We start from the raw sequence: 25,567 nt of genomic DNA, 5'->3' as shown, positions 1-25,567 counted from the left end.
GGCAGCGAGGAAACAGGTGAGGAGGCGGGTGGTCCTCCGTGTGTTTCGCGAGCGTGGGGCACGTCGAGACATGTGACCAGTGTGACGGAAGTTGCCGGATGATGCCACTGTTACGGAGAAGCGGCGGAAAGCCGACCGCGTGTCGTGCGGATGTGCAGGCTGCTCTCAGCCGATCAGAGGTCGGCGTGCAGACCCCACACCCGCTCGGCCGATCCCATCCACGAGAACGCCCGCGAGCGATCCGCCGCCAGGACCCGCAGACGCGCCGCGCCCGCTCCCGCCGCGTCGGCGACGGCATCCGGAAGATCCGCCTCCCCGACGACGAGGCCGCCGTCGGCGATGACGTCGCGGTGGCAGCCGACGTCGACCGCCACCACCGGGACACCGAGCGCCATGGCCTCGACCGCGCGCCACGGCCACCCGGCCACCGGACTCGTCGCGGCCAGGGCCGAGGCGCCCGCGAGCACGGCGGCACGGTCGTGCGTCGACAGCGGTCCACGGGAGTGCGCGCGATTCTCGGGCAGGCCGACCGCCGCGGCCGCGTCGGCCAGGCGGGGCTCGTACCCCTCGGGCACGTCGAGCACCACGGCGTCGGCTCCGGCTGCGACGGCGCCGCGGAATCCCGCTGCGAGCGAGTCGGGCGTCCCGGTGAGAGCCACGTACGACGACGGCAGCGACAACGCCGCACGGCGCTCCTCCGCGTCGGGCGGCACACCCAGGTCGCGCGGCGGAGCACCGGCGATCACCCGCACCCGGTCACCGAGTCGTGCCAGCTCGGAGAGCCGCTCCCCCACCGCGTGCGACGGCACGACCACCGCGTCGGCGTGCTTGACGGCTCGCCGGAGCATGGCGCGCTGGAACGCCGCGACGCCCTTCGGCAGGAGCTCCGGCGCTTCCCAGGCCCGCAGGTCCCACACCGTGACGGTGGTCTGATCATTGTCGTGCAGTCGGTCGTGGCGGACCAGAGGGGCCATGAGCGAGGGGGCGTGGATGAGGCCTCCGCCGACGCCCGGCGCGATCCCGAGCTGCCACGCGGCCGCGAGCTCGCGGCGCGCCAGGGTCAGTGCGCGGACGTCGTCGAGACCGGTCATCGACACCTCGGCGCCCGCAGGGACGATCGCTTCCACAGTGCATCCGGTGGGCGCCGTCGCGATGAGTCCCGCCGTCAGGTCCTGGGCCGCGGAGGCCTGATCGTCGTCGACGACCTGATCGACCTGATCGAGGACTACGCGGAGCCGGGCACCCATGGCTCCAGGCTAACCTCGCGGAGCCCCGCCTCGGCGGAACGCCACCGCGCGCCCGCGAATGGGCCTCCGGCTCCCGTTCCCCGGCGCCGGGCGTCTTCGTGCTTGAATGCTCAGGTGAGCGACGGTCGACTTCCCAGACGGCGCCGATGGATCGGATGGACCGTCGGGCTCGTGCTGACTCTTCTGCTGGTGGCCGTGGGCTGGGTGGCGATCCGCGGCATCGGAGCGGTGAGCGATCTCCAACGCGTGGCCTCGGGCGCCTCTCAGCTGAAGAAGGCCATCGCCGAGGGCGACCTCGAGGGTGCCGCTCCCGTCGCGAGGAGCATCGCGTCGCACGCCGAGTCCGCCCATGCGCTCACCTCGGATCCGGTGTGGCACGCCTTCGGAGTCCTGCCGTGGCTGGGACCGAATTTCCGCGCGGTCAGCGAGGTGGCCGAGATCGCCGACGACGTGGCCGCCGACGCGCTCACGCCGCTGCTCGACGTCGCCGCCGATTTCGATCTGGCGAGCCTCGGCTTCGCCGGCGGGACGATCGACCTCGCGCCGTTCGCGCAGATCGAGAAGCCCCTCGGCACCGCGAGCGCGGCGCTCACGTCGGCCGAGCAGCGTGCGCGACGCATCGACGCCGAATCGACCCTGCCGCCGCTCGCCGAGGCGGTGGGCGAACTGCGCTCGTCCGTGACCGAGGCGGCGACGGTCGTCGGCTCGCTGCACGGGGCGTCGGTGCTGCTGCCGACCATGCTCGGCGGAGAGGGGCCGCGCGACTACGTGCTGGCCATGCAGAACAACGCCGAGCTGCGCTCATCGGGCGGGATCATCGGCTCGATCGCGCTGCTGCACGTCGAGAACGGCTCGATCTCCCTGCAGACCCAGGCGTCCTCGCGCGACTTCCCGCCGCTCGACGAGCCGCTCCCCGTGAGCGAGTCCACCACGGCGCTGTTCGAGGACCGCCCGGGGCGCTACCTGCAGAACCTCACCAGCATCCCCGACTTCTCCGAAGCGGGGCCCACCATCGCCGCGCGGTGGATCGGCCGTTTCGGCGGCACCGTCGACGGCGTGATCGCGGTCGACGCGGTCGTCGCCGAGCACCTGCTCGCGGCGACGGGCGATCTCGCCTTCGGCCCCTTCACGGCGACGGCCGACACCGTCACGAGCATCCTTCTCTCGGAGATCTACGCGACGATCCCCGATCCCGTCGTCCAGGACCAGGTCTTCGCCCAGGCGGCGAGCGGACTGTTCGCCGCGGCGCTGACCGGCGGCGACCCGAAGAAGCTCATCGGCGCACTGGCCGAGTCGGCCGGCGAGGGACGCATCCGCATCTGGAGCGCGCACGAGGACGAGCAGGCGGTCCTCGCGGCGTCCGCTCTCGGCGGGATCATCCCGGAGGACGGCCCGGCGGCGACCTTCGTCGGCGTGCTGATGAACGACACCACCGGCGCGAAGATGGACTACTACACGCGGGCCTCGATCGTCACCGCCGTCGGCACGTGCGACGGTGCGCCCACCACCCGCGTCGAGGTGACGTGGACGAACACCGCGCCGGCCGACGCCGCCGCCTCCCTGCCCCTGTACGTGACCGGCGGCGGTGCCTACGGCGTGCCCGCCGGCTCGGTGGGGACCCTGATCGCGGTGTACGGGCCCGACGGCGCCACGCCCTCGCGCATCGACCGGGACGGCTCCGAGGAGGGCGTGCAGACGGCGATGCTCGGCGACCGCTCGGTGGTCCAGCACGACGTGGTCCTCGCACCCGGAGAGTCGACGACGATCACGGTCGAGTTCCAGGGCGAGGGGGCCGGCGCCGAGTTCACCGAGACGCTCACGACGCCCCTGATCGAGGCCGCCGAGATGTCGCATGAGGAACTGCGTTGCGGTTCGTGACTTTCGCCCGCGGATAGGATACTGTCAGTCCACTGGGGAATATCTGGGCTCTGTCTTCCTGCCGTGGGGGCAGGATGAGTTCACGCAGTCGAATGCAGGGGTGTGTTCGGGTGCGATTCCGCGTGACATTTCTGGGGAGAAATCATGCTGAAGAAGCTGGCTGCCATCAGCCTGACCGCTGGCGCACTGGTCTTGATGGCGCCCGCCGTCGCGACCGCGGCGCCGTCCGTCCCGACCGAGTCGGGAACCTACCCCGCACCTCCCGCGGTGAAGGTCGACGATCCGATCATCGACGTCTGCGAGGTGTCGACGATCGTCTTCGGCCCGGACTACTTCCTGCCGGCCGAGAACGTCAACGTCTCGGTCTCGGGTCTGGACGCGGGCAAGGCCGCCGTCTCGGGGAACACGGCCGCTGCCGACGGAAGCCTGACCCTGACGTTCCGGCCGCCGTCCGACGGCGACGGCTCGTACGCGGTGGCGTTCGCCGGATCCCGGTCGTACACGGCGACCATCACGGTGTCCCAGGGCCACGACAGCGCGTCGAACTGCGACCACGACCCCGTCGTGGCCGCCGCGGGGGTCGAGCTGCCTCTCTCCGGAGACGGCTTCGAGCTCGCCCTCACCGGCGGAAGCGTGTCGCCGTGGATCCTCGGAGGCGGGGCCGTCGCTCTCGTCGCCGGCGGAGCCCTCGTCGCGACCGGCGCTGCACGCCGCAAGCGCGCCTGAGTCTGGCTGCCGCCTCGCGCGGTGGTCGGCTGGACGACGGTGATCCCTCCCCCTCCGATCACCGTCGTCTGGCGAGTCCGGTGGCCGCACCGGAAGCCCACGATCGCACCCTCCCCGGGGCGATCGTGGGCTGCGTCGTGCCCGTGTCAGGGCGACGGCGTCGGAGTGGGGGTGGGCGGATGCAGCGCCAACCGGATCATCTCGTGGATGTAGGCGTAGTCCGGCTGATGCTCATCGACGCCTGAGGCGGGCGTGAGCTCGATCGTGGTCACCGGCTCCTCTTTCGCCTTGAGCATCAGGTCGAAGAACTCCGGCAGCTTGTCCTGCGGCAGGTCGGTGCTGATGAGCGCCGTCCCCGCGGCCGCGACCTCGTTGAAGCGCGTCAGCACCGTCTGCGGCGTGAACTGGCCGAGGATCGCCTCCTGCAGCTCCCGCTGACGCTTCATGCGATCCCAGTCGCTCGTCGTGTACCGCGAGCGGGCGTACCACTGCGCCGTGTCGCCGTCCATGTGCTGCTGGCCCGGCTCGATCCAGCCGATGGCCCACTCGTTCACATCCGTGCCGTGCCACCCCTCGGGCGGCCCACCCTTCGGCAGGCGCTCGGCGACGGTGATGTCGACGCCGCCGAGCGCGTCGACGAGTTCGGCGAAGCCGTGCATGTCCACGAAGACGTAATAGGGGATCTCGATCCCGAGCACGCCCTCGGCGGCATCCTTGGTCGCCTCGATGCCGGGATCGGAGCCGTGCGCCACGGCATCCGGATAGAGCGCCGACCCGCCGTCCTCGCGGCAGATCTCGGCCGCGTTGCGCACGTGGTTCATCCACCCGTTCCACCCGCACGACGACGACGCGTGCCCCTCGAAGCCGTTCGGGTAGAGGGCCTGCATCGGACTGCCCTCGCTGAACGGGGCGTTCGGAAGCTCGCGGGGGATGCCCGTGATGGTCACCGCGCCCGTATCGGCGTTGACCGACACCACCGAGATGCTGTCGAATCGCATCGAGTCGCGACCGTCACCGCTGTCGGCGCCGAGCAGCAGGATGTTGTAGTACCCGTCGCTGGGCGGCAGGCTCGGTCCGCTCTGGCCGAAGATGGTGCTGACGGTGCTGCGGGTGGAGCCGACCACCGTGGCCGCGTATCCGGCCGCACCTCCGACGAGGCCGAGCAGCACCAGGGCGACGACGGGGATCGCGAACCGCGCCGCGGCGGGGACTCTGACGAGGCGCACCAGGCGCAGGGCGTCGAAGGTGAGCACGATCCACAGCACGACGTATGCCACGAGCAGCACCTGCACGAGGGTGAGCACCACGGCCGAGAACCAGCCGCCGCCCACGGTCAGCCAGAGCAGCACGGGGCGGGCGAAGAGCGCGAGACCCGCCGCGACGATCACCAGGAACCAGGCGAGCAGCGTGGCGCCGAGACCGATGCGGCCGAGCCGCCGATTGCCGGCCAGGACCTGCGCGGATCCCGGGATGAGAAGGTTCAGCGCGACCAGCCACCAGCCGCGCTTGGCCATCATGCCCCGATCGGCGGAGTCCGGATGCCGCAGCGGCCGGGTCTCGATCAGCGGGCGCCCCGTCGGCCGGGGCGGCGCCAGGGTCACAGCGACCCCTTCAGCCGTTCGTTCTTCTGCTCGACCTGCGATTCGAGGTCGCGGGCGAAGGCCTCGACGCGATCGGCGACGTCGGCGTCGGACGCACCGATGATGCGCGCCGCGAGCAATCCGGCGTTGCGCGCACCGCCGATCGACACCGTCGCGACCGGGATGCCGGAGGGCATCTGCACGATCGAGAGCAAGGAGTCCATGCCGTCGAGATACGCGAGCGGCACGGGCACGCCCACGACCGGGAGCGGCGTCATCGAGGCCACCATCCCGGGCAGGTGCGCCGCTCCCCCGGCTCCGGCGATTATCACGCGGATGCCGCGGGCGCGCGCCTCCCGCGCGTAGGACATCAGCTTGTCGGGAGTGCGATGGGCCGAGACGACCTCGACCTCGTGCGGGATGCCGAAGTCGGACAGCGCCTGGGAGGCGTCGCTCATGACGCGCCAGTCGGAGTCGGATCCCATGATCACGCCGACCAGGGGCGCGGCGGAGGAGTGCAGAGGCTCGGTCACCAGATCAGGCTACGGTCTGCGGCTGGGAGAAGCCCCCAGCGGCACGCCCTCTCCGGCGGGAATCCGGAGGCTCAGGCGAAGTGCGCGGCGGCCGCCCTGGCCACGTAGACGGCGTCGTCGAGGTCGTCGCCGGCGACGTTGACGTGCCCGACCTTGCGGCCGGGGCGCGGCGACTTCCCGTAGGTGTGGATCTTCGCCGTGGGGTGCTCCGCCATGGCTCCCCCGAAGCGCTCCTCGAGCGTGCCGTCGGCGGGGCCGCCGAGGATGTTGACCATCACCGACCAGGCCGCACGCGGCGCCGTGCTGCCGAGCGGCAGATCGGCCACCGCTCGCAGATGCTGCTCGAACTGCCCGGTGACCGCGCCGTCCTGGCTCCAGTGGCCGCTGTTGTGGGGGCGCATCGCGAGCTCGTTGACGAGGATGCGCTCATCGTCGGTCTCGAACAGCTCCACGGCGAGCATGCCCGTGACGCCGAGGCCCTCGGCGATCGAGCGGCCGATCTCCTCGGCGACCTGCACGAGGCGATCGGTCGCGGCGGGCGCGGGTGCGATGACCTCGGCACAGACGCCGTCGCGCTGCACGGTCTCCACGACCGGGTAGGCGACGGTCTCCCCGCTCGGCCGGCGCGCCACCTGCTGGGCGAGCTCCCGCACGAAGGGCACGAGCTCCTCGACGAGGAGCGCCTCGCCCTCGCCGACGGCATCCAGCCAGTCCCGTGCGTCGTCTGCGGCGCGGACGACCCGCACCCCCTTGCCGTCGTAGCCGCCCCGCGGCGTCTTCACCACGCCTCGGCCGTCATGGGCGTCGAGGAACACCTGGAGCTCGTCGGCGGTGCGGACGGCCGCCCAGTCGGGCTGCGGAACATCGAGCTCGGCGAGGCGGGCGCGCATCACGAGCTTGTCCTGCGCGAAACGGAGCGCATCGGGCCCGGGGTGCACGACGACGCCCTCGGCGACGAGCGCCTGCAGAACCTGCTGCGGCACGTGCTCGTGATCGAACGTGATCACGTCGACGTCGGCGGCGAAGGCGCGCACCGCCTCTGCGTCGCGGTAGTCGCCGACCGCGGTCGCCGCGAGTTCGGCCGACATGCCCTCCGCCTCGGCGAGGACGCGCAGCTCGAGTCCGAGCTCGACCGCCGGGGCGATCATCATCCGGGCGAGCTGCCCTCCACCGATCACTCCCACACGCACGGTCATCGCGTCTCCCTTCCGTCTGCCCCCATTCTTCCGCACGGCGGCCGCGGCGGATGACACGTCACGCCTCGCGGGACTCGTCTCGGCCGCCCTGGGCGTCGCGGTGCGCGAGGATCTGCCCGACCTCGATCTGGTCGGCGAGCGTCTCGTGCACGAGCGTCACGTTCGGCACGTTCGACAGCCGCAGAGGGTCGTCCACGCCGTTGGACAGCGTGATGGTGCCGGCGCCCCACAGCCGCTGGAGCGGACCACGACGGACCGAGATCGTGTAGCCCCTCGCGTGGGACATCTCCCGCCGGTTCCGCGCACCGACGCCGTCGTGACTGATGACGCGCTTCGTGGTGATCGTCGTGCTGCGCGAGTACCAGACGAGGAACGGCACCACGGCGGTGAGGAGGACGAGCAGACCCGCCGCGCACAGCAGCATCCAGTTCTCGAGGCCCGCAGGGAGGTTGTCGTAGAAGAAGGCGGTCGCCCCGAAGACGGCGATCAGCGCGACGGCCGACCAGAAGAGCCGGCGGGCGTGGCCACGGAAGCGGGCGATGAGCAGCTCTTGCGCCGGCACGCCGGGCGGCGGCATCAGGGGCCGGCCTCCGAGCGTCGTGGGCTGAGTCACCCCACCATTGTGCCCGGGATCGGCGACATCGCCGTCTGCCCGGCGGCGTGTCAGTTCAGGCCGGACGCACGTGCACGACGTCGCCGGCGGAGACGGCGTGATCGGATCCGTCGACGGTCACGACGAGCCGGCCCTGGGCGTCGATCGCCGTCGCCGTGCCCCGGAGCTCGCTGCCGCCGGGCATCGCCACGCCGACCGCCCGTCCGAGCGTGCCGCAGCGCGCCGACACCGCCGCGTGCAGACCGCTCGCGATCGCATCGTCAGCCGCGGTGAGCCGCGCGAGCCACGCGTCCAGTGCGCTCAGGTAGTCCGCGAGCAGCCGATCCTCGTCGACCGGGGCGCCGAGGGCCGCGAACGACGTCGCCGTCGGCACCGGCAGCTCGGCCCGGGTCATGGCCGTGTTGACCCCGGAGCCCACGATGACGGCATCCGTCGTCGCTTCGGCGAGAATGCCGCAGATCTTGCTGCCGTCGACGAGCACGTCGTTCGGCCACTTCACCGTGACGTCGTGACCCGGAAGCTGCGTCGCGGCCGCCTCGGCCATCGCGAGCCCGGCCGTCAGCGGGATCCACCCGCGCGCGTCGGAGCCTGCGGGCACCGTTCGCAACAGCACGGAGACGGCCAGGGACGCCCCGTCGGGCGCGATCCAGCGGCGATCGAGCCGCCCCCGCCCGGCGGTCTGATGCCTCGTCAGCAGCACCGACAGATGCGGCCACCCGTGCGCGTCGACCGCACGTTCGCGGAGATCGGCGTTCGTCGACCCCGTGTGCGGCAGCACCTCCAGGTGCGAGGCGACGGCGCGCGCCCGGGGGAAGCCGGCGGTCACGCGTCGTCCTCGCCGGCCTCGTCGTCGTCGTGCTCCTCGAGGATCGCGTCGTCCTCGCGCGCATGCCAGGTCTCCCACTCCTGCATGAGCCGCTCGACGGCGCCGTGGAACTTCGCCGTGGCGACGCCGGGCGTGGTGTCGCCGAAGTAGTGCTGCACCCAGGTCCGCAACCGTGCGACGGCCGCCTCGTCGGCACGCACGCGCTCGACCTCGGCGACGATGCGGCCCGCATCCTGTGCCGTGAGCCATTCGCAGTCGGCGAGATACCCGGCGGTGTCGACGGACGCGCGCGGGTCGGCGGGCCGGGTGATCAGGAGGGGCTTCCCCGCCGCGAGGCGGTCGTAGACCATCGCCGAGATGTCGACGACGGCGACGTCGGCCGCCGACAGCTGCCAGCCGAGGTCGGGACCGTCGTCGTACACGTGCTGCGCGCCGGCGTCGGCGGCGTTCGCCGCCTCGATCGCTGCGACGATCCGCCGGTGTGATGCCCCGTAGGCCTCGTCGACCACGCCGCTGCGCGGATGAGGACGGTAGATCACCCGGTGCCGGCCCGTCGCCAGCAGCTCGCCCACGAGCGTCTCGCCGTGCGTCGCGATCGAGCCGTAGAGCGCCGTGGGCCGGTCGCCCTCCCACGTGGGCGCGTAGAGGACGACCGTGCGCTCATCCGGTGTGTAGGGCAGCCGACCCGAGTAGTGGTCGGCCTGCGGGCGGCCGATGTCGATGGTGCGGCGGTCGACGTCGTAGTCCCAGAGCGTGCGGGTGAGCCGGTCACGAGCGGCCTGACCGGCCACGAACGCGTAGTCGTAGGCCTTGTACTGGTTCGTGGTCATGTACATCTTGTCGGACTCGCCGTGGTTGATGAACACGTGCCAGCGCCGCCCGTAGCGGAACATCTGGAAGTTCCGGGTGTTCTGGTTCACGTACAGCACGACCCGGATGTCCTGATGCGCGATGAACGACTCGAGGTCGCGCACCTTGGGCACGAAAGCGACGGGCAGGCCGCCTTCCTCCAGCAGCTTCTCGGCGCCGGTCGCGGAGCGGGACAGCACGACGACGGGCCACCGCTGCGAGAGCTCGGCGAGCGGGCGGTACCACTGCCGCATCTGGTACATGTTGACCGCGCCGTCGGCGAAGTAGACGGCCACCTGGAAGTGATCGAGAGGGTACGGCTCGCGGTCCGCGAGTCTCCGGCGGACCCGCTGGACGGCGCTGCGAGAGGCGAGCGCGCGGCGGAGGAGGCGGTACGCCTTCCTGGCGTCGGACAGTGCACCCATCCCTCCAGGATACTGAGTCGACCGGGCCTTCCCGCTCCTCGATCAGGGAACGACGCTCCTGGATCAGGGAACGACCGAGGTCGCCGTGCCATGATCATGATGTGTCTGCCAACGTGTCCGTCTCGCGCGCCGGAGTGTCGTTCATCATGCCGGTGCTCAACGAGCGGGCCTACCTCGAGCACGCCGTCGCATCCGTGCTGACCCAGGCGGTCGGCGCGCCCAGCGAGCTCGTCCTCGCGCTCGGCCCCTCGACCGACGGCACGACGGAACTCGCCGAGCGCCTGGCCGCCGCGGACGACCGCATCCGCCTGGTCCGCAATCCCGCCGCACACATCCCGGTCGGTCTGAACGCGGCCATCCGAGCCAGCCGATATCCCACCGTCGTGCGCGTGGACGCGCATTCGGAGCTCTCTCCGGGATACGCGGCCCGCGCCATCGGCACGCTCGAGCGCACGGGAGCGGCGAACGTCGGCGGCGTGATGCACGCCGAGGGTCGCACGCCGTTCCAGAAGGCGGTCGCCCGGCTCTACAACTCCCCCGTCGGCCTCGGAGGCGGCGCCTATCACGGGAGCACGCAGGAGGGGGAGGCCGAGTCGGCGTACCTCGGGGTGATGCGACGCGAGGTGCTCGACGAGATCGGCCTCTTCGACGAGTCGGTCCGCCGCGGCGAGGACTGGGAGCTCAACCTGCGCATCCGCCAGGCGGGGCACCGCGTCTGGTTCGACCCGGGTCTCTCCGTCACGTACTGGCCCCGGGAGAGCTGGCTGCGGCTCGCGCGACAGTTCCGTGCGACCGGTGCGTGGCGAGGAGAGCTCGTCCGGCGATTCGGTCGGCGCAACGGCATCCGGTACTTCGCGCCGCCGGCGCTCGTCCTCCTCGTGCTGCTCGCGATCGTGGTCGGCATCCTGCAGATCTCCGGGGTGCTGACCGGCCCGCTCTCGGTCGTCGCATCACTCGTGGCCTACCTGCCGCTCGCGCTGTACGTGCTGCTCGTGCTGGGCGTCGCCTCCGCCCCGCGTGGCGGCGGCCTTCGTCAGCGTCTCTGGACGCTCATCGTGCTGCCCACCATGCACCTGTCGTGGGGGGTCGGATTCCTCGGCGGTGTGCTCCGCGGGGCGCGCGACACGGTCGACGCCTCGCGCCTCGGCACGCGGAACACGCCTCTGCCGTGACCGTCAGCAGGCGATGATCACGGGGTGAGGAACCCCAGATCGAGGATGCGGTCGACCACCCGCTCGGCCGCGTGACCGTCGTCGCGTCTGTTGAACTGCGCCCGCCAGGCGGCGTAGCGACGGGCGTAGGCGGCCTCGTGGCCGTCGTCGGCCAGCGCGGCCACCAGCTCGTCCTGCGTGCGCAGCAGCGGACCCGGCGCCCGTTCGGCCAGATCGAAGTAGAAGCCGCGGAGCTGCCCGCGGTAGTGGTCCATGTCGGGGACCAGGAAGTACATCGGCTTGCCGGTGACGCTGAAATCGAACATGACCGAGGAGTAATCGGTGATGAGGGCATCGGCCGCGAGGAGCAGCTGCGCCGTCTCGGGGTACCCCGTCACGTCGATCACCCGCGCGCCCGCGTGGTCGCGCCCCTGCGGCAGTGTGCGCGTGTGACCCCGCACGAGCACCACGGCATCGGTCTGGCGGGCGAGGAGCTCGGGATCGATGAAGTCGACCATCTCGTCGCGGTCGTCGCGCCACGTCGGCGCGTACAGCAGCACCCGCTCGCCCGCTCCGATGCCCAGCGCTGCGCGGATCGCCGCCGGGTCGCCGGTCGTGAGCACGTCGTTGCGAGGGTAGCCCTCGACCCAGATCGGTCGTCCGAAGAACGCGTACGCCTTGCGGAGGATGCGCTCGGAGTAGGTGTTCTGCGCGAGCAGCACGTCCCACCGACGCGACTCCCGGATGACGGCGGCCATGCGCCGCGGATCGAACCCCGGCCGGTGCAGGGCGAGCCGCTTCAACGGAGTCCCGTGCCAGGTCTGCAGAACCTTCTGACCCGGCTTGCGCACGAAGCGGCGTCGCAGCCAGTCGTTCACCACCAGCAGACGGGCCGAGCCGCGCGCACGCCACCACTCCGGGCTGCCCTCGATGACGGCGACCGCTCCCTCCGGTACGGCGACCGAGAGGTCGACGACGCTCCAGTAGCGGCGCACCTGCGGAGCGCGCGCCGCGAGCTCACGGTCGATGGCCCGCGGGTTGCACCCGACGCTGCGCCCGTAGAAGCTCTCGAAGAACACCGCGTTCTCGGTGCCCCCCGCCTCGGCCTCGTAGCGCCCCTCGAGCGTCGTCTGCCCCTCGACGGTCTCGTAGACCGGCGAGACGGGAGCGGCGATGCGCACCTCTGCCCCGTCGACCTCGACGCGCACGCCGGTGAGCACCGCCGGCGCCACCTGCAGCGCATCGACGTCGACACCGGCTATGCGCAGCTCGTACCGACCCGACGGCAGCGGCAGGGCCGGTCCGCCCCAGCGGGACGCCTGCAGCGGGAAATGGGCCTTCCACGTCTTGCCGCCGCCGGTCAGCCGGGCGTCGACGCGTGCTCGCGGTCCGATGAGCTCCGCCGCCTCCGGGCGCTGACCGGTGCCGGCGACGACCAGCGCCTCGGACTCCTCGTCGATCCGGGCCGTTGTCATGCTGCTCCTCTCGGCGCGGGTATCCCCCGCGCGCGGATCGCCTGATAGACCCGCTCGGTGTTGCGTCCGTCGCGATACGCGTGCATCTCCGCGCTGAGCGTAGCGGAACGCGTCGACGCGGCGTCGAACGCCGCGGGGTCGGCGAGCAGGTGCCACAGTCGCCCGAGCAGATCGTCCCAACCGTCGGCCGCGTCGTCCCCCGCCACGTCCGCGAACCTGCCGTAGAACCCTCGGGTGCGGGCGTACTCGGCGGCATCCGGCGCCAGGAACAGCACGGGCATGCGCAGCAGACCGACGTCGTACGCCAGGGAGGAGTAGTCGGTGATGAGCACGTCGACGGCGGGGAGGGCGGGCGTCACGTCGGCGAGCACCCCGGCGCCCAGCATCCGCACGCGCGCCGTGGGCAGCGGTGGTGCGTACGCGCCCTCGCCGAGCGGGTGCGAGCGCACGAGCAGCGTCGCATCGCTCTCTTCGAGCACGCGGATGATGCGCACCCATTCGGCGGCCGTCGGCACCGCCGGGTCGGGGGCTCCGTCGCGCCAGGTCGGCGCGTACAGCACGACGCGGGAGCCGGGCGCCCGATCGCCCACGACTCGATCGAGCAGAGCGGATGCCGCGTCCCGGCGGTCGTCCGCCGAGCCGGTCGACAGGACGTCGACGCGGGGCTCGCCCGTCACGACCACGCGGCCGTCGCCGAGCCCGAAGGCGGATTCCAGTCGACCTCGCGCCCGATGCGAGGCGGCCGGGAGCACGCGGATCCGCTGCGTCGCGCCTCGGTACAGCAGGGCGATCAGCCGGCGGAGGATCGGCGCCCCCGGGACGTCGGGCACCTGGGTGGTGGCCGGCGAGTCCAGTCCGATGCGCTTGAGCGGGATGCCGTGCCAGAGCTGGACCACGAACGCGCCGCCGTCGGCATAGCGATTCACGTCGCCGAGGCCGTGCGTCACGACGATCACGCCCGCCCTGGCCGTCGCCCACCACCCGCGGACGCCGTCGCGGCGGACGGTGCGGATGCCGCGCGCCGCGGCATCCGCATCCTCCCGGTCCGACGAGGTGAGCCACAGGGTGTCGTGCCCCGCGGCGGACGCGTGGCGCTGAAGGGCGAGCGCCCCGTCGCCGATGCCGGCCCCGCAGCCGAAGACCCATCGCCGCGATCGCGGGACGAGCAGTGTGCCCAGGCGCCCTGCGAGGTACAGCGGGATCCGGAGCAGCTTGGCCGCATTGCCGGTGCCGAAGGAGAAGGACGCCACCCCGCGAGCCTATCGCGCAGTGGCGTCCTTCCCGTGTGCGACCGGTCAGCCGGCGAGATCGCCGAGCTTCACCTCGATGTCGTAGTCCTTGCCGCCGCGGACGTAGGTGAGGGTGGCGTCGCTGCCGCCGGCGGCGGCGCGCACCTGCGCGGTGAGGTCGCTCGCGCTGGTGATCGGAACGCCGTTGAACGAGGTCACGATGTCGCCGGCCTCGAGCCCCGCCGCCTCGGCGGGACCGCCGTCGGTGACGTTCGCGATGTGCGCTCCGGCGACCGTGGCGCCCTCCACGCTCGACGCGTCCTGGACGGAGGCGCCCAGCAGTCCATGGGTGGCCGCACCGTCGGCGATGAGCTCCTGGGCGACGCGCTCGGCGATGTTCGACTCGATGGCGAACCCGATGCCGATCGATCCGGCGTCCTCGCCACCGGGGCTCGCGATCGCCACGTTGATGCCGATCAGCTCGCCCTTGCTGTTCACCAGCGCTCCGCCGGAGTTGCCGTGGTTGATGGCGGCATCCGTCTGGATGACGGCGATCGAGATCGAGTCCGACGCCTGCTGTCCGGAGTTGCCCGGCAGGTCGAACTGGAAGGGTCCCTGGCCCTCGCCCTGCTCGGGCGACTGCTGCTGGTCGGGAGCGTCCTGCGAGGAGGAGTCCGGCAGAGCGGACGAGGCGATCTGGATGCTCCGGTTGAGCGCGCTCACGATTCCGGTGGTGACCGAGTTCGCGAGGCCGAGCGGGGCGCCGAGCGCGACCGCCGTGTCGCCGACGTTGAGCTTCGACGAGTCGGCGAACGTGATGGGCTTGAGGTCCTTCGCACCGGTCAGCTTGATCACCGCGAGGTCGTAGATCGGATCGGTGCCCACCACGGTGGCCTCGTAGATGCGACCGTCCGAGGTCGTGACACGGATCGTCGGATCGGCGACGGCACCCCCGAGGGTCACCACGTGGGTGTTGGTCAGGACGTAGCCGTCGTCGCTGATGATCACGCCGGAGCCGCTGCCCGACTGATCCGAGCCGGCGACCTCGATGGTGACGACCGACGGCAGTGCCTCGGCCGCGACCGCCGCGGTCTCGTTGACCGAACCGGGGTTGTTCACCGTCACGGTCTGCGGGCCAGAGGCGCTTCCGCTGGACGGGGTCTCCTGGAGGCCGCTGAGCAGTGCACCGCCGCCGAATCCGGAGATGCCGCCGACGAGGGCCGCCGCGACGACGAGCGCCGCGATCTTCGTGCCGCGCCGGCCGTCCTTGGTCTTGACCTCGGCGGGGGCGGCGGTCGAGCCGTCGAGCGGCGTGGTGGGCTGCGTGCGGCCGTCGGCGGCGGGGATGCCGAAGGCGGCACCCTGCGGAGCCGCCCCGGGGGCCGCGAACGGCTGGGGCGCCGCGGGCGACGGGGCGGCGGCGGGCGCGCCGGAGGCGAAGGTCGACGGCATCTCGTGGCCGTGCGTCGCGGCGGGGGCCGCCTGGGGGGTGTCGGCGGTCGCGTTCGTCGCGGGTGCCGAGTGGTCCTGGGTGTCGTCGTGGTTCATGGTGTGCTCCTTCATCAACGCCCCTTCAGACTGCCGCGCGTATCTGTGCGTTTCGTATGCCGAGGATGAGTTTCCGCTATGGCCTTAGCCTGTGTGTCATGAATGTCATTCCTGGCGCGTGGCGGCGCACGGCGGCCGGTGCGGGCCTGCTCGCCGCAGACGGGACCGTCGCACCTACGATCTTCGCAGAGATGTCGGCCAGGGCGGCCCGCACGGGGGCGATCAATCTCGGCCAGGGCTTCCCCGACGAAGACGGCCCGGCGGTGGTCCTCGACGCGGCCAGGGAGGCGATCGCGCGAGGCGCGAACCAATACCCGCCCGGCCGCGGAGTGCCCGATCTGCTCGCCGCGATCAGCGAGCACCAGCGGCGCTTCTACGGTCTCGACGTCGATCCCGGCTCGGAGGTCATCGTGACGGCGGGAGCGACCGAGGCGCTGACCGCCAGCCTGCTGGCGCTGATCGACGGCCCCGACGACGAGGTCGTCGTGTTCGAGCCGTACTACGACTCGTACGCGGCGGCGGTGTCGCTCGCCGGAGCGCGGCTGCGCACCGTGCCGCTGGCCGCGCCCGACTTCCAGCCCGACCTCGAACGGCTCGCCGAGGCCGTGACCGACCGCACGCGCGTCATCCTGGTGAACGACCCGCACAACCCGACGGGCGCGGTGTTCGATCGCGCGGTGCTCACCGAGATCGTGCGTCTGGCCGAGCGCCACGACGCGATCATCGTCACCGACGAGGTGTACGAGCACCTCGCCTTCGGTGTTCCGCACACCCCGATCGCGACCCTTCCGGGAGCAGCAGATCGCACCCTGACGATCTCGTCGGCGGGCAAGACGTTCTCCGTCACCGGGTGGAAGATCGGCTGGGTGCACGGGCGCGCCGACCTGATCACCGCCGTGCTCACGGTGAAGCAGTATCTGACCTACGTCAACGGCTCGCCGTTCCAGCCGGCCATCGCCGCCGGACTGCGCCTCGACGACGCATACTTCCGGGATGCCGCGGCAGCGCTGGCCGCGAAGCACGAGGTGCTGGGCGCGGGCCTCCGCGCCGCCGGTCTCACCGTGCACCCTCCCCAGGGCGGGTACTTCACCGTCGCCGACGCGACGGCGGTCGGCGGCGGGGACGCCGCGGCGTTCTGCCGCGCTCTCCCCGAGCGCGCCGGGGTCGTCGCGATCCCGCTGACCGCGTTCGTGTCAGCGGCCGAGAGGGCCCGGTTCGACGGGCTCGTGCGATTCGCCGCCTGCAAGCGCGTCGAGGTGCTCGAGGAGGCCGCGGCGCGGCTCGCGGCTGCCTTCTGACGCACGCGGGCGCGCGGGCGGGCGAAGCGCACCGATCAGCGCGGCACCACCGCGTAGCGGCGCACGCGCAGCGACGGGTTCGTCTCGCGCACGCGCTCGACGGTCTCGCGGTCGACGGCCGCGACCGCGATGCCCTCGTCGGCGCCCAGGCCCGCCCGCACCACGCCCTGCGGATCGACGATCTGCGAGTGCCCCACCCCGATCGGCGCCGGATGGTCGGCGGCGGCGACGAACACCGTGTTCTCGATCGCCCTCGCCGCCAGCAGGGTGGTCCAGTGATGCTCCTTCAGGGGTCCGCGCACCCACTCGGCGGGAACGACCAGCACGTCGGCCCCCGCGTCGACCAGGGTGCGCGACAGCTCGGGGAAGCGCAGGTCGTAGCAGGTCATCAGCCCGAACCGGACGCCGGCCACCTCGAACACCGCCGGCTCACCGATCTCCCCCGGCTCCACCCATGACGACTCGGTCTGCCCGAACGCGTCGTAGAGGTGCTGTTTGCGATACGTCGCGAGGATGCCGTCGCCGCGGACCGCCACGACCGTGTTCCGCACGCGATCACCCTCCGTCGCGCGTTCCGCCAGACCGGCGACGATCACCACTCCGTACTCCGCTGCCAGCGCCTCGAGGGTCGTGACGAACTCGCCGTCCAGCGACTCGGCGTTCGCGGCGAGACGCTCGTCGAGCGGATCGACGAAGAAGCTCGAGTACTCCGGGAGCACGACCAGCCGGGCGCCGCGCGCCGCGGCATCCGCGGTGAGCCGGGCGATGCGCTCGCGGTTTTCTTCTCGCGATGCCGTCGGAGCGAACTGGCAGACGGCGACCGGCACGGCGGTGGAGGGGTTCGACATGCCCCCATCCTCCCCCATCGCGACGCGCCCGAGGCGCTCGCGCGCTCCGGTCGATTCGCCGACCCCGGGGATCCGTGATAGGTTATTCCTTGTGCCGCGGGGTGGAGCAGTTCGGTAGCTCGCCGGGCTCATAACCCGGAGGTCGCAGGTTCAAATCCTGTCCCCGCAACAAGAGAAAGGCCCCTGATCAGGAGGAATCCGGATCGGGGGCCTTTCGCATATGCGCCGTGCGGTGTCGCCGGAGGCGTCGCCGGAACGTTCAGCGCCGACCGTCTCCGAAGCTCACCGAGCGGACGCCGGCTGCCTCGGCCTCCTCACGGGCGAGCCGGCGCTCCGCGCCGAGGTCCAATCCGCGGGCCAGCAGGATGTAGGCGACGGCGGATGCCGCGAGGCCGACGAAGAGCGCGATGTCGATCCCGCCGATCGCCTGGGCGATCGGACCCGTGAACCAGGTCGTGACGACGAAGGGGATCATCGCGACGATGCCGATCGCATACGCGGTGATGCCGCGCCATCCCCACGCGCCGTAGATCCCGTGCGGACGGAACATCTCGGCGACGGCATAGTGGCCGCGGCGGACGAAGTAGTAGTCGACGAGGTTGACCGACGTCCAGGGCACGAGCACGTACAGCAGCACCACGAGGAAGCTGCCGAACGAGTCGAGGAACTCGCCGGTCGAGAATGCCGCACCCAGGAGCCCGCCGACACCGATGACGGTGCACGCCACGATGCGCGTGGCACGGGTGGGGCGCACGGGCCGGAAGGAGTCGGCGACGGTGATGAGCTCGATGCTCGCCGCGTAGATGTTGATGGTGATCACCGTGATGAGAGCGGGAAGCGCCGACCACAGCAGCACGGCGCCCGCCCCGGGGAGGATCGCGTCGGCCGCGGCGGTGATCGCCTCGACGGGGTCGGAATCGGCGAACAGCGACGCGACGAACGCGCCCAGAACCATCAGCCAGCCCGCGCCGACGATGACGCCCGAGGCCGTGTAGAACAGCGCCTTGCGCGGACTCGTCTGCGGCGGCAGGTAGCGCGAGTAGTCCGACACGTACGGAGCCCAGCCCAGCGCATAGGCTGCAGCGGCCGCGAACTGCACGAGGAAGGCCGGGCCGTCGAAGTCGCCGGAGAAGTCGGCCGGCGTCAGGGGCAGTGCGAAGATCGCGACGACGCTGAAGACGCCGAACGTGGCGAGGAAGAGCCAGGTCAGCCACTTCTGCACCCGGTGGATCCAGTGATAGCCGACGATCGCGAGCGTGAGGGCGAGCGCTGTGATGAGCACGTACCACCAGGAGCCCGCGTCGAGTCCGGTGGTCGCGGTGAGCACCTGGCCTGCCAGCAGCTGATTGAAGATGTTGAAGCCGACGATGCTGGCGACCACCACCAGGCAGACGATCGCGACCCCGCGGTAGCCGAACTGCGCGCGCGACTGGATCATCTGCGGAAGGCCGAGCTGGGGGCCCTGGGCCGAGTGGAACGCCGTGAACACGGTGCCGACGCACACGCCCAGCACGATCGCGAGCAGTGAGACCAGGAAGTCGGCTCCCATCGCCACGCCCACCATGCCGGTGGCGAGCGTCGTGAGGTTGGCGTTCGACATGAACCACAGGGGGAACAGGCTGGTGGGTCTGCCTGTCCTGTCGGTGAGGGGGACCCAGTCGATCGACTTGACCTCGATCCCTGTCGTGGAAGGCACGGCGACCGCGGTCTGCACGGGGCCCGGCTCTGGCAGGTCGTTCTGCTGCTGGTTCACGGCGCTCCTTCGGGGGGGTAGGGAAGACGCTTGGGGCAACAGTACGACCCGCGCACTGCGTCTTCCCATCCCCCGAGTCCGATGGAGCCCATAGGGTCAGCCGATACGCGGATGGGCGCCCCCGCGGGAGCGCCCACCCGGTTCGTCACGACAGGGTCACTCCCCCGCGGCGGACTCCAGGTCGAGGAGCTTCTGCACGGCCGCGGTCAGACGCTTGTCGGCCTCGCCGAACTTCTCCAGGTCGCCCGCCGTCAACGCGGCCTGGCGGTCGAGCAGAGCCTGCTGCGCGTCGGCGAGAGCGGCGGCACGATCGTCCGAAGGCGCCGACGGCTCGGACGGCTCCGTCGGAGTCTGCCCCTGGTCGACGTTCTCGTCGGCCGGATCGGTCGGTTCGACCTCGTCATCGCCGCCCGTCGCGCCGGAGTCTCCGCCGAAGAGCGTGTCGAGCGCCTCGGTCAGCGTGTCTTCGAAGGCCACACGATCGCCGAACGCCACCAGCACCTTCTGCAGCCGGGGCAGCTGCGTACCCTCCGACGACTGCACGTACACGGGCTGCACGTAGAGCAGACCGCCACCGACGGGAAGCGTCAGCAGGTTTCCGTAGATCACCTCGGACTCGCCCTGCTGCAGCAGGTTCAGCTGCGGCACGACGGCCGTGTCGGAGTTGTAGGTGTTCTGCACCTGACCCGGCCCCGGCACCGTCGTGTCGGTGTCGATCTCGAGGAGCCGCAGCTGACCATAGCCCTCGCCCTTGACTCCGGCCTCCGCCCCGGCATCCGAGTCCACCGCGAGGTAGCCCATCAGCACGTCGCGACTGCCCCCGGCGCCCTGCGACGCGGGGATGAAGGTCGAGAACATCGAGAAGCGCGGGGAGTCCTGACCCGGCATCTGCATCGTCAGGTAGTACGGCGGCTGCAGCAGCGCGTCGCTGCGCGGGTCGTTCGGCGTCTGCCAGCGGTTGTCCTGCTGGGCGAACGATCCGGCCTTGTCGACGTGGTAGATGCCCAGGATGTCGCGCTGCACCTTGAACAGGTCGGTCGGGTACCGGACGTGGCTCATCAGCTCGCCCGACATCTCGCTGATCGGCTTGACCGTCGACGGGTAGACCTTCTGCCAGGTCTCGAGGATCGGGTCCTCGTCGTCCCACGCGTAGAGGGTCACCGAACCGTCGTACGCGTCGACGGTCGCCTTCACCGAGTTGCGGATGTAGTTGATGTCGTCGATCGCGAGCGTCGGCGACGTGACGTTCGAGTCGGCGATGGCGTCGGACAGGCTCACGCTCGTCGAGTACGGGTACGTCGAGCTGGTCGTGTAGCCGTCGACGATCCAGACGATGCGACCGTCGACCACGCTCGGGTACGGGTCGCTGTCGAGCTCGAGGTACGGGGCGACCTTCTGCACGCGCGTCTTGGGGTCGCGGTCGTAGAGGATCTGCGATTCCTCGTTGACGAGGTTCGAGAACAGGATCTGCTCCGACTGGAACTTCAGCGCGTACAGCAGCTTGGTGAAGGTGTCGCCGACGCTCGGCCCGCCGTCGCCGTCGAAGGTGGTCTTGGTCTCGCTCGACCCGTCCTTGCCGCGCGGGTAGTCGATCTCCGCCGGCTCCGCGCCCTCCGGTGCGCCGACGATCGAGTACTCCGGCGAGTTCTCGCCGAAGTAGACGCGGGGCTCGAAGTTCTCACGGTCGGTGAGGAAGCCCGACGACGGGATGCCGCGCTCGAGGAACACCGGCTCTCCGTCGCTCGTGCGCTGGTTTCCGGCCGCGGCGACGAGACCGTAGCCGTGGGTGTAGACCGCGACGCGGTTGTTCCAGTTGTCGCCGTCGCCGAGACCCGACATGTCGAGGTCTCGCACCGAGACGACCGTGTCCTGCATCTGGCCGTCGATCTCGTAGCGGTCGACGTCCATCGTCGTCTGGAACTGGTAGTAGCCGCGGTACTGCTCGAGCTGGCGGACCGTGGGCGGGATGACCTTCGGGTCCATGATGCGGATCGAGGCGGTCGTCTCGGCGTCTTCGCGCAGCTGACCGGCTGCGGCATCCGTCTCGGCCTCGAAGGCCGTGGTCTCGAGGTCGGCGACCCCGTAGGCCTCCTTGGTGCCGTCGATGTTCCGCTGGTAGTACTCCGCCTGGTAGGCGTTCTGGTTCGGCTTCACCTGGAACGTGGTCACGATCCAGGGGTAGCCGACGCCCACGACGAGGGATGCCACGAGAAGCAGTGCCGTGGCGGCGAGGGGGAAGCGCCAGCGGCCGATGACCGCCGTCACGAAGAACAGCACGGCCACGACGGCGGCGATGATGGCGAGGATCGCCAGGCCCGGGATGGTCGCGTTCACGCCGGTGTACGCGGCACCGGTGATGCGGTCGTCGGGTGCCGTGAGCGTCTTGTACCGGTCGAGCCAGAGGCTGGCGGCCTGCACGAGCAGGTAGAGTCCGGCGATCACCGCGAGCTGGATGCGGGCGGGCTTGGAGATGCGCAGCTCGCCCTGGCCGACGCGCACAGAGCCGTACAGGTACGACACGAGCGCGGTGACGAGCAGCGAGAGGAGCAGCACGGCCGAGACGAACGCCAGCAGGATCGAGTAGAACGGCATGGCGAACATGTAGAAGCCGGTGTCGATGCCGAACTGCGGGTCGACCTCGCTCGTCGCCACGCCGTTGATCCACAGCCAGACGGTCTTCCACTGCCCGGCGGCGGCGAAGCCCGCGAACAGGCCGAAGAAGATCGGCATGCCCCACATGGCCAGGCGCCGCAGCGGCTCGATGACCTCCTGGTAGCGATCGAGCTGCGAACTCAGTCGCACGTAGACCGGACGCAGCCGATACGCCAGCTGGATGACCACGAAGAGCGGCACCGCCATGCCCAGGAAACCGACCACGAACATGACCGCCGTGGCGATCCACTGCGTGGTGAGCACGCCGGTGAAGCCCACCTGGTCGAACCAGAGGAACTCGGTGTAGAGCGAGGCGAACACGAAGAAGGCCGCGATCAACGCGGCGATGATCACCAGGGAGATGCCGAGGATGCGTCGGGAGGTTCGAGGCGTGGCCGGGTTCGGAGCAGAGGCTGAGGTCGAGGTCACCCCTCCATCCTAGGCGGGCCTCACTGAAGGACGGCTGTCATCCCGGTCACGGGGAGGTCACGGCGCCGTCCGCGGGCGGCCGATCACGATCCGGTCGCGACGCAGGCGGGCAGGGACGACACGTCGCCCCCGTTCGCGATGACCTCCAGGGCGTCGAGCGACTCCTCCAGAGACGACGTCCGGATCACCTGCAGGCCGTCGGGCACATGCCCGACCACTTCGTCGCAGTTGCTCGCCGGGGCGAGGAAGAAGTCCGCACCGGCGTCGCGCGCGCCGTAGAGCTTCTGACGGATCCCGCCGATGGGACCGACCGTCCCGGCCGCGTCGATCGTGCCGGTCCCCGCGATGTTCCTGCCGCCGTTCAGGTCGCCCTCGGTGAGGGTGTCGATGATGCCGAGCGCGAACATCATTCCCGCGCTCGGGCCGCCGACGTTGTCGAGCTGCAGCGTGACGTCGATCTCGAAGTCGTAGTCGGTGCGCAGCGTGATGCCGATCAGCCAGGTCGTCGTGCCGCCCTCGGTGTGCTTCTCCGGCGTCACCTCGACGCTCTGCTCCTCGTCGCCGCGGAGCACCGTCAGCACGACCGGGTCTCCGCCGGCATCCTGGATCGCCTCGCGCAGCTGCGTCGCCGAGGTGACGGGCGCGCCGTCGATCGCGGTGATCACGTCTTCCGGCTCGAGGAGCCCGTCGGCGGGCGCGTCGGCCACGGCCTCCTGGACCACCACCTCGGCGCCCGTGTCGTAGCCGAGCTCGTTCAGCGCGGCGGCGGTCGCCTCGTGCTGGGAGTCGACCATCAGCATCGCGTTGCGCTCGTCGCGCTGCTCGGTCGTGACGCCCTCGGGGAAGACCGAGTCGAGCGGCACGACGGCGCGGGACGAGTCGGTCCACGCCAGCGCGAGCTCGAACCAGCTGGGCGTGCGCTCGCGATTGCCCACCACCTGGACGGTGGTGAGATCGAGCGTGCCCGACGTCTCGTACGTCGGGGCGCCCTCGACGCTGATGAGCGGCACCTTCTCGCCGTCGGCGCCTGTCGCGGTGCCGAGCGTGTCGTAGACCGGGCCGGGCCGCTGGATGACGTACGGCGTGGGGAGGAAGGTGAGCGCGACCAGCGCCACGAGCGCGACGATCAGCGCCCAGACACCGAGTCCCGGCTTTCCGGACCGCGTTCGATCCACAGCATCCTCCGTCGTTCGCGAGCGGCGTACATCGATCTGCTCGCTTCGGGGACGCGTGCAGAGACCTGTGACTAGCGTAGATGCCACGGCTACAGGCGTGCTGAGAGGGCGGGCGACATGGCAGACAACGATCCGACACCGGAGGACTTCCAGGAGTTCCTCCGACGGATGCTCTCGAATCAGGGCGGCGGCGACATCGATCCCGAGGCGCTGCGCGAGGCGATGCAGGGCATGGACGGGTTCTCGTTCGACCCCGCCATGATGCAGACGATCATGGCGCAGCTGCAGGGCGCCTTCGGCGCAGACCCCTGGGACAACGCCCAACGGCAGGCGCTGCACATCGCCAATCGCGACGGTCAGGGCGTGACCGACGGGTCGCGCAGCTCGCTCGTCGACGCATTCACGCTCGCGAACCTCTGGCTCGGCGAGGCCACGACGATCTCCGAGCTCGGGGAGGCCCCGACGGCGATGACGCGCGGTCAGTGGGTCGAGAAGACCCTTCCGGTCTGGAAGGAGATCGCCGATCCGGTGTCGACCAGCATCGCCGACGCGCTCACGGCCGCCCTCGACACCCAGGTGCCCGAAGAGATGAGGGGCGTCGTGCAGGGGGCCGGCAGGCTCATGCGCGGTCTGGGCGGCTCGGTGTTCGCCGCCCAGTTCGGCCAGGTGCTCGGCAATCTGTCGCTCGAGGTGGTCTCCGGCGGCGACGTCGGCATCCCGGTGCTGCCTGCGGGGACCGCCGCGGTGATTCCGCAGAACCTCACCGCCTTCGGTGAAGGGCTCGAGATCCCCGAGGACCAGATCGCGCTCTACCTCGCGACCCGCGAGCTGGCCTACGCCCGGCTCTACCGGCATGCGAAGTGGCTGCACCTGCACGTGATGGCGCAGATCACCGATTTCGCCCGCGGGGTGAGCGTCGACGTCGAGGCACTCGAAGACGTCGCGAGCAGGCTCGATCCCTCCGATCCGGAGGAGCTGCGCGCCGCGATCGAAGGCGGCGCCCTGCTTCCGGCGCAGACCGAGGCGCAGCGGGAGGCGCTGACGCGGCTCGAGAACCTCATCGCCACGATCGACGGATGGGTCGACGTGGTCACCGCTCAGGCGACCGCGCGGCTCCCCGACGGCGCGCGCATCGCCGAGGCGGCGCGCCGCCGGCGGGCGGTCGGCGGTCCGGCGGAGGATGCGCTGGGCGCGCTCGTCGGGCTCAAGCTGCGTCCTCGACGGATGCGCGAGGCGTCGGCCATGTGGCAGGCCGTGACGGATGCCGTGGGAATAGGCGCCCGCGACGCTCTCTGGGACTATCCCGACCTCATGCCGACGGCGGAGGACATCGACGACCCGAGCGCTCTCGTCGCCCGCCTGCAGGCGGCCGAGCGCGGCGAGCAGCCGGTGGCGGACGAGTTCGACGAGGCCCTCGCACGACTGCTCGACGGCGAGGACTTCGCCGATGACCCGGGGGCCGACGACGCGCAGAACGACGCGTCGGACCGGCCGGATGACGCCGACGGCGGCGGGTCGGCGGAGGGCGAGCGGCCGGTCTGACCGCGGAGGTCGGGTCACCGCTCGTCCCCCGGCGCCGCCGAGACGAAAGTTGTCCACCGATGGGCTCCGGAGGCTCCGCGCCCTTCGCCGGTTGCCCAGAATCGGGGGATGCCGCTCACCCCGCCCACCCTCACCCGCCTCCGCCCGGGGGCACCGCTGCTCTGGCGCGATGAGCACACGCTGCAGCTCGGCATCGACGACGGCGAGCGCATCGCCGCCGACGAAGCCTGGGTGGAGCTGCTGCTGAGCCGGATGCGCCACGGATTCCGTCGTACCGCGTTCGACGTGATCGCGCACGGGGCCGGCGCCCCCCGGCACGAGGCCCGGGAACTGCTCGCGCGCCTCGAGCCGCTGCTCATCGACGATCCGGTCCCGCCCCGCCCGGCCTGGGTCGAGACCATCGGCGTCACCGACGGTCGGGCCGCCCATCGCATGCGCGAGGCGCTCGCCGACGAGGGCGTCCTTTCGGCCGACCGGACCACCCCCGGCACCCTCGGAGTCGTGCTCGTGCGGGGCGCCGCGGCAGCCGTGCAGTTCGCCCCGTACCTGCGCGACGACGTGCCGCATCTCCCGGTCGCCTTCGAGCCCGACCAC

19 protein-coding genes and 1 tRNA gene are annotated in these 25,567 nt (G+C 71.1%); 6 read left to right on the top strand and 14 right to left on the bottom strand.

Translation table 11 applies throughout. The features are described from left to right. Positions 1–173: 173 nt before the first annotated feature. A complete protein-coding gene (locus AB3M90_RS03420; protein ID WP_412949926.1) occupies positions 174–1,247 on the bottom strand; it encodes a glycosyltransferase in 1,074 nt (357 codons plus the stop codon). A 114-nt stretch (positions 1,248–1,361) separates the two neighbouring features. Between AB3M90_RS03420 and AB3M90_RS03415 the strand changes: the two genes are divergently transcribed. Together AB3M90_RS03415 and AB3M90_RS03410 are read left to right on the top strand one after the other, a co-directional pair. Next, entirely contained in the window at positions 1,362–3,125 is a 1,764-nt protein-coding gene (locus AB3M90_RS03415; RefSeq protein ID WP_412949925.1) for a DUF4012 domain-containing protein, read from the top strand. A gap of 144 nt (positions 3,126–3,269) precedes the next feature. Next, a complete protein-coding gene (locus tag AB3M90_RS03410) occupies positions 3,270–3,851 on the top strand; it encodes an LAVTG motif-containing sortase-dependent surface protein (RefSeq protein ID WP_412949923.1) in 582 nt (193 codons plus the stop codon). A gap of 146 nt (positions 3,852–3,997) precedes the next feature. On the opposite strand, the gene AB3M90_RS03405 is transcribed toward AB3M90_RS03410, so the two are convergent. The 6 genes from AB3M90_RS03405 to AB3M90_RS03380 form a co-directional block, all read right to left on the bottom strand. Then, positions 3,998–5,452 (bottom strand): LCP family protein, encoded by a 1,455-nt coding sequence (locus AB3M90_RS03405; protein ID WP_412949921.1) that lies wholly within the window; start codon positions 5,450–5,452, stop codon positions 3,998–4,000. Further along, on the bottom strand, positions 5,449–5,916 hold the full coding sequence (purE, locus tag AB3M90_RS03400) for a 5-(carboxyamino)imidazole ribonucleotide mutase (RefSeq protein ID WP_412951205.1): 468 nt from the start codon (positions 5,914–5,916) through the stop codon (positions 5,449–5,451). Before purE ends, AB3M90_RS03405 begins: the two co-directional genes overlap by 4 nt. 119 nt (positions 5,917–6,035) lie before the next feature. After that, on the bottom strand, positions 6,036–7,160 hold the full coding sequence (locus AB3M90_RS03395) for a 5-(carboxyamino)imidazole ribonucleotide synthase (protein ID WP_412949920.1): 1,125 nt from the start codon (positions 7,158–7,160) through the stop codon (positions 6,036–6,038). A gap of 58 nt (positions 7,161–7,218) precedes the next feature. After that, positions 7,219–7,773: a PH domain-containing protein gene (locus AB3M90_RS03390; RefSeq protein WP_412949919.1), complete on the bottom strand. Its 555-nt coding sequence runs from the start codon at positions 7,771–7,773 to the stop codon at positions 7,219–7,221. Between the two features lie 55 nt (positions 7,774–7,828). Continuing rightward, on the bottom strand, positions 7,829–8,599 hold the full coding sequence (locus tag AB3M90_RS03385; protein WP_412949917.1) for a biotin--[acetyl-CoA-carboxylase] ligase: 771 nt from the start codon (positions 8,597–8,599) through the stop codon (positions 7,829–7,831). Continuing rightward, on the bottom strand, positions 8,596–9,873 hold the full coding sequence (locus tag AB3M90_RS03380) for a CDP-glycerol glycerophosphotransferase family protein (RefSeq protein ID WP_412949916.1): 1,278 nt from the start codon (positions 9,871–9,873) through the stop codon (positions 8,596–8,598). Before AB3M90_RS03380 ends, AB3M90_RS03385 begins: the two co-directional genes overlap by 4 nt. A gap of 146 nt (positions 9,874–10,019) precedes the next feature. Between AB3M90_RS03380 and AB3M90_RS03375 the strand changes: the two genes are divergently transcribed. Next, a complete protein-coding gene (locus AB3M90_RS03375; RefSeq protein WP_412951204.1) occupies positions 10,020–11,045 on the top strand; it encodes a glycosyltransferase family 2 protein in 1,026 nt (341 codons plus the stop codon). A gap of 17 nt (positions 11,046–11,062) precedes the next feature. Here the strand turns inward: AB3M90_RS03375 and AB3M90_RS03370 are convergent, their stop codons facing one another. Genes AB3M90_RS03370 through AB3M90_RS03360 form a run of 3 tightly spaced genes read right to left on the bottom strand, consistent with a single transcriptional unit; the run spans position 11,063 to position 15,276 of the window. Continuing rightward, the gene (locus AB3M90_RS03370) at positions 11,063–12,499 is read right to left on the bottom strand and encodes a CDP-glycerol glycerophosphotransferase family protein (protein WP_412949915.1); all 1,437 of its coding nucleotides are present in this window, start codon (positions 12,497–12,499) and stop codon (positions 11,063–11,065) included. Then, positions 12,496–13,749: a CDP-glycerol glycerophosphotransferase family protein gene (locus tag AB3M90_RS03365; protein ID WP_412949914.1), complete on the bottom strand. Its 1,254-nt coding sequence runs from the start codon at positions 13,747–13,749 to the stop codon at positions 12,496–12,498. Before AB3M90_RS03365 ends, AB3M90_RS03370 begins: the two co-directional genes overlap by 4 nt. A 45-nt stretch (positions 13,750–13,794) precedes the next feature. Continuing rightward, positions 13,795–15,276, bottom strand: a complete 1,482-nt coding sequence (locus tag AB3M90_RS03360) for a S1C family serine protease (protein WP_412949913.1) — start codon at positions 15,274–15,276, stop codon at positions 13,795–13,797. A gap of 98 nt (positions 15,277–15,374) precedes the next feature. On the opposite strand from AB3M90_RS03360, the gene AB3M90_RS03355 reads away from it, so the two are divergent. Then, positions 15,375–16,574 (top strand): aminotransferase class I/II-fold pyridoxal phosphate-dependent enzyme, encoded by a 1,200-nt coding sequence (locus tag AB3M90_RS03355; RefSeq protein ID WP_412949912.1) that lies wholly within the window; start codon positions 15,375–15,377, stop codon positions 16,572–16,574. Positions 16,575–16,609: 35 nt separating this feature from the next. Here the strand turns inward: AB3M90_RS03355 and AB3M90_RS03350 are convergent, their stop codons facing one another. After that, positions 16,610–17,422 (bottom strand): carbon-nitrogen hydrolase family protein, encoded by an 813-nt coding sequence (locus tag AB3M90_RS03350; RefSeq protein ID WP_412949910.1) that lies wholly within the window; start codon positions 17,420–17,422, stop codon positions 16,610–16,612. 95 nt (positions 17,423–17,517) lie between these two features. On the opposite strand from AB3M90_RS03350, the gene AB3M90_RS03345 reads away from it, so the two are divergent. Next, positions 17,518–17,591 (top strand) — tRNA-Met (locus AB3M90_RS03345). Between the two features lie 90 nt (positions 17,592–17,681). Here AB3M90_RS03345 and AB3M90_RS03340 read toward each other — a convergent pair. The 3 genes from AB3M90_RS03340 to AB3M90_RS03330 form a co-directional block, all read right to left on the bottom strand. Further along, the gene (locus AB3M90_RS03340) at positions 17,682–19,175 is read right to left on the bottom strand and encodes a purine-cytosine permease family protein (RefSeq protein ID WP_412949909.1); all 1,494 of its coding nucleotides are present in this window, start codon (positions 19,173–19,175) and stop codon (positions 17,682–17,684) included. 156 nt (positions 19,176–19,331) lie between these two features. After that, entirely contained in the window at positions 19,332–22,256 is a 2,925-nt protein-coding gene (locus AB3M90_RS03335) for a UPF0182 family membrane protein (RefSeq protein WP_412949908.1), read from the bottom strand. Positions 22,257–22,339: 83 nt separating this feature from the next. Then, entirely contained in the window at positions 22,340–23,431 is a 1,092-nt protein-coding gene (locus AB3M90_RS03330; RefSeq protein ID WP_412949907.1) for a YlbL family protein, read from the bottom strand. A 117-nt stretch (positions 23,432–23,548) separates the two neighbouring features. Between AB3M90_RS03330 and AB3M90_RS03325 the strand changes: the two genes are divergently transcribed. Next, on the top strand, positions 23,549–24,973 hold the full coding sequence (locus AB3M90_RS03325) for a zinc-dependent metalloprotease (protein ID WP_412949906.1): 1,425 nt from the start codon (positions 23,549–23,551) through the stop codon (positions 24,971–24,973). Positions 24,974–25,567: the final 594 nt, after the last annotated feature.

The organism is Microbacterium martis, from assembly GCF_047246685.1.
In the GTDB taxonomy this organism is placed as follows: Bacteria; Actinomycetota; Actinomycetes; order Actinomycetales; family Microbacteriaceae; genus Microbacterium.
The sequence above is the reverse complement of the archived record's forward strand: the minus strand, read 5'-3'. Positions and strand labels throughout refer to the sequence as shown.

Bases quoted from the DNA above. Each gene is read 5' to 3' on its own strand.
- AB3M90_RS03420 (WP_412949926.1), bottom strand. From the start codon at position 1,247: ATGGGTGCCCGGCTCCGCGTAGTCCTCGATCAGGTCGATCAGGTCGTC.
- AB3M90_RS03410 (WP_412949923.1), top strand. From the start codon at position 3,270: ATGCTGAAGAAGCTGGCTGCCATCAGCCTGACCGCTGGCGCACTGGTC.
- purE (WP_412951205.1), bottom strand. From the start codon at position 5,916: ATGGGATCCGACTCCGACTGGCGCGTCATGAGCGACGCCTCCCAGGCG.
- AB3M90_RS03395 (WP_412949920.1), bottom strand. From the start codon at position 7,160: ATGACCGTGCGTGTGGGAGTGATCGGTGGAGGGCAGCTCGCCCGGATG.
- AB3M90_RS03380 (WP_412949916.1), bottom strand. From the start codon at position 9,873: ATGGGTGCACTGTCCGACGCCAGGAAGGCGTACCGCCTCCTCCGCCGC.
- AB3M90_RS03375 (WP_412951204.1), top strand. From the start codon at position 10,020: ATGCCGGTGCTCAACGAGCGGGCCTACCTCGAGCACGCCGTCGCATCC.
- AB3M90_RS03370 (WP_412949915.1), bottom strand. From the start codon at position 12,499: ATGACAACGGCCCGGATCGACGAGGAGTCCGAGGCGCTGGTCGTCGCC.
- AB3M90_RS03360 (WP_412949913.1), bottom strand. From the start codon at position 15,276: ATGAACCACGACGACACCCAGGACCACTCGGCACCCGCGACGAACGCG.
- AB3M90_RS03355 (WP_412949912.1), top strand. From the start codon at position 15,375: ATGAATGTCATTCCTGGCGCGTGGCGGCGCACGGCGGCCGGTGCGGGC.
- AB3M90_RS03350 (WP_412949910.1), bottom strand. From the start codon at position 17,422: ATGTCGAACCCCTCCACCGCCGTGCCGGTCGCCGTCTGCCAGTTCGCT.
- AB3M90_RS03325 (WP_412949906.1), top strand. From the start codon at position 23,549: ATGGCAGACAACGATCCGACACCGGAGGACTTCCAGGAGTTCCTCCGA.